Here is a 6,651-nt window from a genome sequence, read left to right on the forward strand (position 1 = left end):
TACTCGTGGCTGCAACCCTACTAGCTCAAAATTTATTCACACATGGTTACGCTTTGGGGAAATTATGAGGGGATCTCTCAGTGCATTGCCTCCAATTCCCATAATTTATTACGCCGATAATAACTTGGTGTAACCTTAAAAATGTACTTAAATCGACGTGTAAAAGATTGTTGGGAATCAAATTGATATTTTAATGCGATCTCAAGGATAGTTTTTTTCGTCAACCTCAACTCAACAGCCGCTTTCGTCAAACGACGAGCACGAATATAGCTAGCCAGTGTGACCCCTGTTACTTTTTTGAACAGCCGCTGAAAATACCACTTGGTATAACCCGCTTTATTCGCCACATCATCAAGCAGTAAAGACTGATCTAAATTATGTTCAATCCATAATAGAACATCTTTGATAACCGTTGTATGAAACTGCTTATCATCATATCTTAATTGGATGTTATTAGCTTTATTTTGATAGCGAGAATGCTGTTCAATATACATAAAATAACCTAAATGTTCTTAAGATTGTCACGACCACATCATCATGATACCATAAACATACTGACGGTATGTTATTTTAAATCTATCATGGAAAATAAAAATCATCAACAAGAAAATTTTAAGAGTACCTATCAATCACTGGTTAACTCAGCACGAATATTGTTTGTTGAAAAAGGCTATCAAGCTGTTTCAATAGATGAGATCTCGGGAAAAGCGTTGGTGACCAAAGGTGCCTTTTATCATCACTTTAAAAATAAAAAACAATTACTCAGTGCCTGTTATAAGCAGCAATTAATTATGATTGATGCCTACATCACAACAAAAACTGATTTAACAAATGGTTGGTCTGCCTTAGAAAGTATATTTGAACATTATCTTGATTATATTATTGATAATAATAAAAACCTTATCCCTATCCAAGAAGTGATGCCTATCATTGGTTGGAATGAACTTGAAAAAATTAGCCTTGAATACATTACTGGTAAGGTAAACGCCATTGTCAGCAAATTGATCCAAGAGAACCAACTTAAAGCTTATGATGATGATGTGCTTAAAAACTTACTCAATGGCTGGTTTATGCATATCGCAATACATGCGAAAAACCTAAAAGAGCTTGCCGATAAAAAAGGCCAATTTATTGCTATTTACCGCGGCTTTTTATTGAGCTTGAAAGATAAATAAAATAGATAGGTTTTATTTGAAGCTAAATCTTCTTTATCGTAAAAAATGCCCTCTTGGGTTATCAAGAGGGTCATTATATTTCGCGGAATAACATCATTTGGTGACGAAATAACTAAGCACTTGTCTCCTGTTTACTCCCCTGAGCTTGAGGGGTTAACATGAAGGTCATCGATAGCAGGATAATAATACAGTAAAACGCTAAACCAATAATCCAAATCCAGCCATCCCAAATTGGTAGTGAATGATTATAAATAACAGCAAACAGTAATGGGCCAATAACACCGGTTGCATTGGTAAGGCTCACCAATAATCCCTGTAAAGCACCTTGCTGATGACTCTTTGTTTGGATAGACATCACTCCCTGTAATGCAGGTAAAGCGATCCCACCACCAGCCAATAAAATTAAAACAGGGAAAACTAACCAACCTTCAGATATAAACGCTAAAAAGGCAAATGCACTACTATCTGCAATAAATCCGAGCAGTACTGCCGTTTTTTCGCCCCATTTAGTGGCTATTCTTCCTGCCACAAAGGCTTGGAATACTGAGTGTAAAAGACCAAGACCCGCTAATGAAAAGCCAACCATCATGCTATTCCATCCAAAACGATTTTCGGTAAATAGCACCCACACCGTTGCGGGAATTTGGCCTATCAATTGCGCTGAAAAATAAATAATCAACAAAATGGGCATCGTTTTAAATAAAGTGATGTATACCGAATTCGATTGCGTCTCAACCCCTACTTCGGTATCTGTATTATCACGTGTATTTTTGGTTTCACGGAACCAAAACATAACCACAAGGAAAGTGACAATATTTAGCAACGCAGCGATAAAAAAGGGACTATGCGGTGAAATCTCTCCTGCAAAACCACCAATAATAGGCCCCGCTATTAAACCAAGCCCAAAACTTGCCCCTAACCAACCGAACCACTTCACGCGTTGAGAAGCTGAGGTGGTATCGGCAATGACCGATGCCGCGACAGCCCCAGTAGCTCCTGTGATCCCTGAAAGCAAACGGCCTAAATACAGCATCCAAAGCGCACTTGAAAAAGCCAGCAATAAGTAATCCAGCGATGCGCCTATTAATGACAACAACAGCACTGGGCGCCGACCAAATCGGTCAGACATTTTTCCAAGCCAAGGAGCAAAGATAACCTGCATTAACGCATAAAGTGCAAGCAATACGCCAAAGTGGTTAGCGATATCTTCCGAAGCAATAAATTCACGTAATAACGTTGGCAAGACTGGCATGATAAGGCCAATCCCCATGGCATCGAGTAACGTAATTACCAATGCGATCTTTGTCGAACTATTCATTTCACTTTTCTCTATCACTGATTGGGAGTGGTAAAATAACTCTATCAATGATAGAGTGTCAACAAAAATTAGGAATTAATGATGTCTAGATTAGATAAAAGTAAAGTGATTAACAGCGCATTAGAGCTGCTTAATGAGGTCGGAATCGAAGGTTTAACAACCCGTAAACTCGCCCAGAAGCTAGGTGTAGAGCAGCCTACATTGTATTGGCATGTAAAAAATAAGCGGGCTTTGCTCGACGCCTTAGCCATTGAGATGTTAGATAGGCACCATACTCACTTTTGCCCTTTAGAAGGGGAAAGCTGGCAAGATTTTTTACGTAATAACGCTAAAAGTTTTAGATGTGCTTTACTAAGTCATCGCGATGGAGCAAAAGTACATTTAGGTACACGGCCTACAGAAAAACAGTATGAAACTCTCGAAAATCAATTAGCCTTTTTATGCCAACAAGGTTTTTCACTAGAGAATGCATTATATGCACTCAGCGCTGTGGGGCATTTTACTTTAGGTTGCGTATTGGAAGATCAAGAGCATCAAGTCGCTAAAGAAGAAAGGGAAACACCTACTACTGATAGTATGCCGCCATTATTACGACAAGCTATCGAATTATTTGATCACCAAGGTGCAGAGCCAGCCTTCTTATTCGGCCTTGAATTGATCATATGCGGATTAGAAAAACAACTTAAATGTGAAAGTGGGTCTTAAAAGCAGCATAACCTTTTTCCGTGATGGTAACTTCACGGTAACCAAGATGTCGAGTTAACCACCCTTTAGATTCATAAAGCGAAAATAATGCGGCTCCAACGTACCCACCTAAATGGAAACGGCGTTCACTCCAATCTAAACACGCACAACAGATTTTACGTGAATGTTTGGAAGGAACGTCAATTCCCATTTCATGAAAATATTGAATACCACTTAATGTGATCATTGAACCATTTTCAGTGATCCATTGCTGTTGACAAAGGGAATCATAGATCTTAACGGCAACTTCGCCAGCTAAATGATCATAGCAAGTACGTGCTTTTCGTAAATGCACTGGCGTGGAAACTTTGGCATGTACGCCATGGTTTAAGGAGATCCCCATCATACTTTCCATCAATTCAGCAATATCTTTTCCTGCTAGCCGAAAATAACGATGCTTGCCTTGAGCTACTACTGTGATTAGCTGGCAATCTAATAATTTAGATAAATGACTGCTCGCCGTTGAAGCTGATATATTCGCCACAGAACTTAGCTCAGTGGCCGTCCAAGCTCGCCCATCCATCAAAGCACTGAGTATTTTAACTCGTGAAATGTCAGACATAGCCGCCCCTATCGCGGCTATTGAGGACTCAAAGGTAACCTCTTTTCGTATTAAATTAGCCATCGCAAGTTCACTTTATTGCCCAAGGGAGCGTAACAGATGCAGCCATACTATCATTGTCCGTTATTAATATCAGTTGGTTAGCATGGTCACTGTATTGCACTAAAATATTAATGTTATTCTCCGCCAATACTCGTGCTATTTCGCCAAGTTCCCCCGGTTTTTCCTGTTTTAACTTACGAATTAATGGTGTCCGGATCGCAAGTACTAACAGTCCAGCTTGCTCTAGCGCTATTTTAGCTTCCTTTCCTTGTTCAACAAGAAAATGAGCATGGCATTCATCACCAACCGTAAATATCCCTCCCCCTTCCAATCCAATACCTTTATTACCTAATGTTTTTCCTAGTAATGCTAATTGTCCTATTTGATTATCTAAAACAACGTGAACATCAAACATTATCCTTGTCCTTTTTAAATGAATATTCGCGAGTAATATGAGCAATACTAATTTTGTAAAAATCAAATATTGACTCTCGCCCTTCTTGTTGAGCTTTCGCATGTAAAACATGATTTTTCCATTGCAGAACTGCGTATTCGTTTTCCCACCAAGATAGCGATAACATTTTTCCTTCTGTAGCTAGACTTTGAAAACGTTCAATTGAAATAAAACCAGCTACATGACTTAATAGTGGTCTTAACTCCTCAGCTAAAGTCAAATAGCGAGTTTGTTGGTCGGGTTGTATTTGCACCTCAAATATTACAGCAATCATATTTTTCTCCGTTATTAATCAACAAACAGAGTAATCCACCCGAAAATTAACACTTCGATAAGCAACGAAATATAGAAAGGTCATGCTGCTGTTTTATGTTGTATATCACACTTCTTTAAATTGCTCGGCCTGCGCTTATCATGTTCTCCTTCTCTTATAATTTTGTTTATTATTTATACTTTTTTATTTTTTGCTATCACCGAAAATAGTGCGGATCCCGCATGGTATTTAGGTTTACCCATCATTAAATACCATTGTTGTTATTTTAATCTTTTTAATATTTCATGATTAAGATCACACTAAAATTATGACCCTATTAACTAAAAGTTATGGATACCCTAATAAAACTCATTGTTAAAGATTAGTTAACCAAAGTAACTTCATTTTTCACTATTGTTAAATTGTTATAGTGAAAATTCTGGTAAACTAATAGAGGTAAAAAAATGATCCTAGATGCCAGTTATACATTATTAGTCGCATGTATCGCGCTACTCATAGGAATGTTTGTCGTAAAATTTACCCCGTTCCTACAAAAAAACCACATACCAGAAGCCGTCGTTGGTGGCTTTATTGTTGCAATTGTTCTGTTAATTATTGATAAAACATCAGGTTATTCGTTTACTTTTGATGCTTCATTGCAAAGTTTATTAATGCTCACATTCTTTTCCTCTATCGGGCTAAGTTCTGACTTTTCTCGACTGATTAAAGGAGGAAAGCCGTTAGTTCTATTAACTATTGCAGTAACGATCCTAATCGCCATTCAAAATACTGTCGGCATGAGTATGGCTGTCATGATGAATGAAAGTCCATTTATTGGCTTAATTGCAGGTTCAATTACTCTAACAGGTGGTCATGGTAATGCCGGAGCATGGGGCCCTATTCTCGCTGATAAATATGGTGTAACAGGCGCCGTTGAATTAGCGATGGCTTGTGCAACACTTGGATTAGTGTTGGGTGGTTTAGTTGGCGGCCCTGTTGCCCGTCATCTTTTGAAAAAGGTCTCTATTCCTAAAACAACCGAGCAAGAGCGCGACACTATCGTTGAAGCTTTTGAGCAACCAAGCGTCAAAAGAAAAATCAATGCAAATAACGTTATTGAAACCATTTCAATGCTGATTATCTGTATTGTTGTTGGTGGCTATATCAGTGCATTGTTTAAAGATACTTTTCTGCAACTGCCTACTTTTGTCTGGTGTTTATTTGTCGGTATTATTATCCGTAATACACTGACTCATGTATTTAAACACGAAGTGTTTGAGCCGACCGTCGATGTATTAGGTAGCGTTGCTTTATCGCTTTTCTTGGCAATGGCGTTAATGTCATTAAAATTTGGTCAATTGGCAAGCATGGCAGGGCCAGTATTAATTATCATTGCTGTACAAACTGTTGTCATGGTGCTATTTGCCTGCTTTGTCACCTTCAAAATGATGGGCAAAGATTATGATGCTGTCGTGATCAGCGCGGGTCACTGTGGCTTTGGTATGGGAGCAACACCAACAGCAATTGCGAATATGCAAACAGTCACAAAAGCATTTGGACCATCACATAAAGCTTTCCTTGTCGTTCCTATGGTCGGTGCCTTTATTGTTGATATTTCAAACAGTATCTTAATTAAAATATTTATTGAAATTGGTACATACTTTACCTAATAGCTACACACTACTCGGCGTACTTCTCCTAACAATTTATTATAGGGCAGTATGCCGAGCCGCTTTCTTACCCCGTATATTCCCCTAGTCAATCTATTTAGCTTGCACGTTTACGAATTAATTCTCGTGACAACTAAACCAAAATTTGAATTATGACGAGTATATCTGATTATTTATACTTTATTCGTTAGAATAGTCCGTAGAAATAAATAATCAGTAGGCTACATGGAATGAAATTAAGACATCTCGATATCTTTTATGCTGTAATGACTTGTGGTTCCTTAACGCGTGCGGCTGAAGTTTTACATATTTCTCAACCCGCGGCGAGTAAAGCACTCAAACATGCTGAGCACTGAGAGATCCCCTCATAATTTCCCCAAAACGTAACCATGTGTGAATAGATTTTGAGTAAGCAGGGTTGCAGCCACGAGTG

At 38.4% G+C, this 6,651-nt stretch carries 8 protein-coding genes and 2 pseudogenes; 4 read left to right on the top strand and 6 right to left on the bottom strand.

Features of this window, described 5'->3' with window-relative positions:
- Nucleotides 1–98: 98 nt before the first annotated feature.
- Nucleotides 99–494: pseudogene (locus DKK70_RS16360) on the bottom strand (helix-turn-helix domain-containing protein); the annotation flags it as partial.
- Nucleotides 495–581: 87 nt separating this feature from the next.
- Here DKK70_RS16360 and tetC point away from each other — a divergent pair.
- Nucleotides 582–1,175, top strand: coding sequence for a tetracyline resistance-associated transcriptional repressor TetC (gene tetC / locus DKK70_RS16365; protein WP_000428546.1), 594 nt, complete (start codon nt 582–584; stop codon nt 1,173–1,175).
- Nucleotides 1,176–1,287: 112 nt separating this feature from the next.
- Here tetC and tet(B) read toward each other — a convergent pair whose 3' ends face one another.
- Nucleotides 1,288–2,493: a tetracycline efflux MFS transporter Tet(B) gene (gene tet(B), locus DKK70_RS16370; RefSeq protein WP_001089072.1), complete on the bottom strand. Its 1,206-nt coding sequence runs from the start codon at nt 2,491–2,493 to the stop codon at nt 1,288–1,290.
- Nucleotides 2,494–2,574: 81 nt separating this feature from the next.
- Here tet(B) and tetR(B) point away from each other — a divergent pair, with 81 nt between their 5' ends.
- Complete coding sequence (tetR(B), locus tag DKK70_RS16375) at nt 2,575–3,198, top strand: tetracycline resistance transcriptional repressor TetR(B) (protein WP_000088605.1); 624 nt, start codon at nt 2,575–2,577, stop codon at nt 3,196–3,198.
- Here tetR(B) and DKK70_RS16380 read toward each other — a convergent pair.
- From DKK70_RS16380 to DKK70_RS16390, 3 genes are read right to left on the bottom strand one after another with little or no spacing between them, the layout of a single operon-like run.
- A complete protein-coding gene (locus tag DKK70_RS16380) occupies nt 3,176–3,862 on the bottom strand; it encodes an ArsR/SmtB family transcription factor (RefSeq protein WP_001284954.1) in 687 nt (228 codons plus the stop codon). The genes tetR(B) and DKK70_RS16380 overlap by 23 nt on opposite strands.
- A 7-nt stretch (nt 3,863–3,869) precedes the next feature.
- A complete protein-coding gene (locus tag DKK70_RS16385; protein ID WP_000460651.1) occupies nt 3,870–4,256 on the bottom strand; it encodes a hypothetical protein in 387 nt (128 codons plus the stop codon).
- On the bottom strand, nt 4,249–4,569 hold the full coding sequence (locus DKK70_RS16390) for an antibiotic biosynthesis monooxygenase family protein (RefSeq protein ID WP_000562370.1): 321 nt from the start codon (nt 4,567–4,569) through the stop codon (nt 4,249–4,251). Before DKK70_RS16390 ends, DKK70_RS16385 begins: the two co-directional genes overlap by 8 nt.
- Before the next feature lie 443 nt (nt 4,570–5,012).
- Between DKK70_RS16390 and gltS the strand changes: the two genes are divergently transcribed.
- A complete protein-coding gene (gene gltS, locus DKK70_RS16395) occupies nt 5,013–6,218 on the top strand; it encodes a sodium/glutamate symporter (protein ID WP_000599533.1) in 1,206 nt (401 codons plus the stop codon).
- Nucleotides 6,219–6,448: 230 nt separating this feature from the next.
- Nucleotides 6,449–6,568, top strand: a pseudogene (locus DKK70_RS16400) (LysR family transcriptional regulator); the annotation flags it as partial.
- Nucleotides 6,569–6,583: 15 nt separating this feature from the next.
- Here DKK70_RS16400 and DKK70_RS17295 read toward each other — a convergent pair.
- A partial coding sequence (locus DKK70_RS17295; protein ID WP_223232774.1) for a hypothetical protein occupies nt 6,584–6,651 on the bottom strand: 68 nt, incomplete at its 5' end.

The sequence above is a fragment of the Gilliamella apicola genome, assembly GCF_003202655.1.
Lineage (GTDB): Bacteria > Pseudomonadota > Gammaproteobacteria > Enterobacterales > Orbaceae > Gilliamella > Gilliamella apicola_R.

Bases quoted from the DNA above. Each gene is read 5' to 3' on its own strand.
- tetC (WP_000428546.1), top strand. From the start codon at position 582: ATGGAAAATAAAAATCATCAACAAGAAAATTTTAAGAGTACCTATCAA.
- gltS (WP_000599533.1), top strand. From the start codon at position 5,013: ATGATCCTAGATGCCAGTTATACATTATTAGTCGCATGTATCGCGCTA.
- DKK70_RS16385 (WP_000460651.1), bottom strand. From the start codon at position 4,256: ATGTTTGATGTTCACGTTGTTTTAGATAATCAAATAGGACAATTAGCA.
- DKK70_RS16390 (WP_000562370.1), bottom strand. From the start codon at position 4,569: ATGATTGCTGTAATATTTGAGGTGCAAATACAACCCGACCAACAAACT.
- DKK70_RS16380 (WP_001284954.1), bottom strand. From the start codon at position 3,862: ATGGCTAATTTAATACGAAAAGAGGTTACCTTTGAGTCCTCAATAGCC.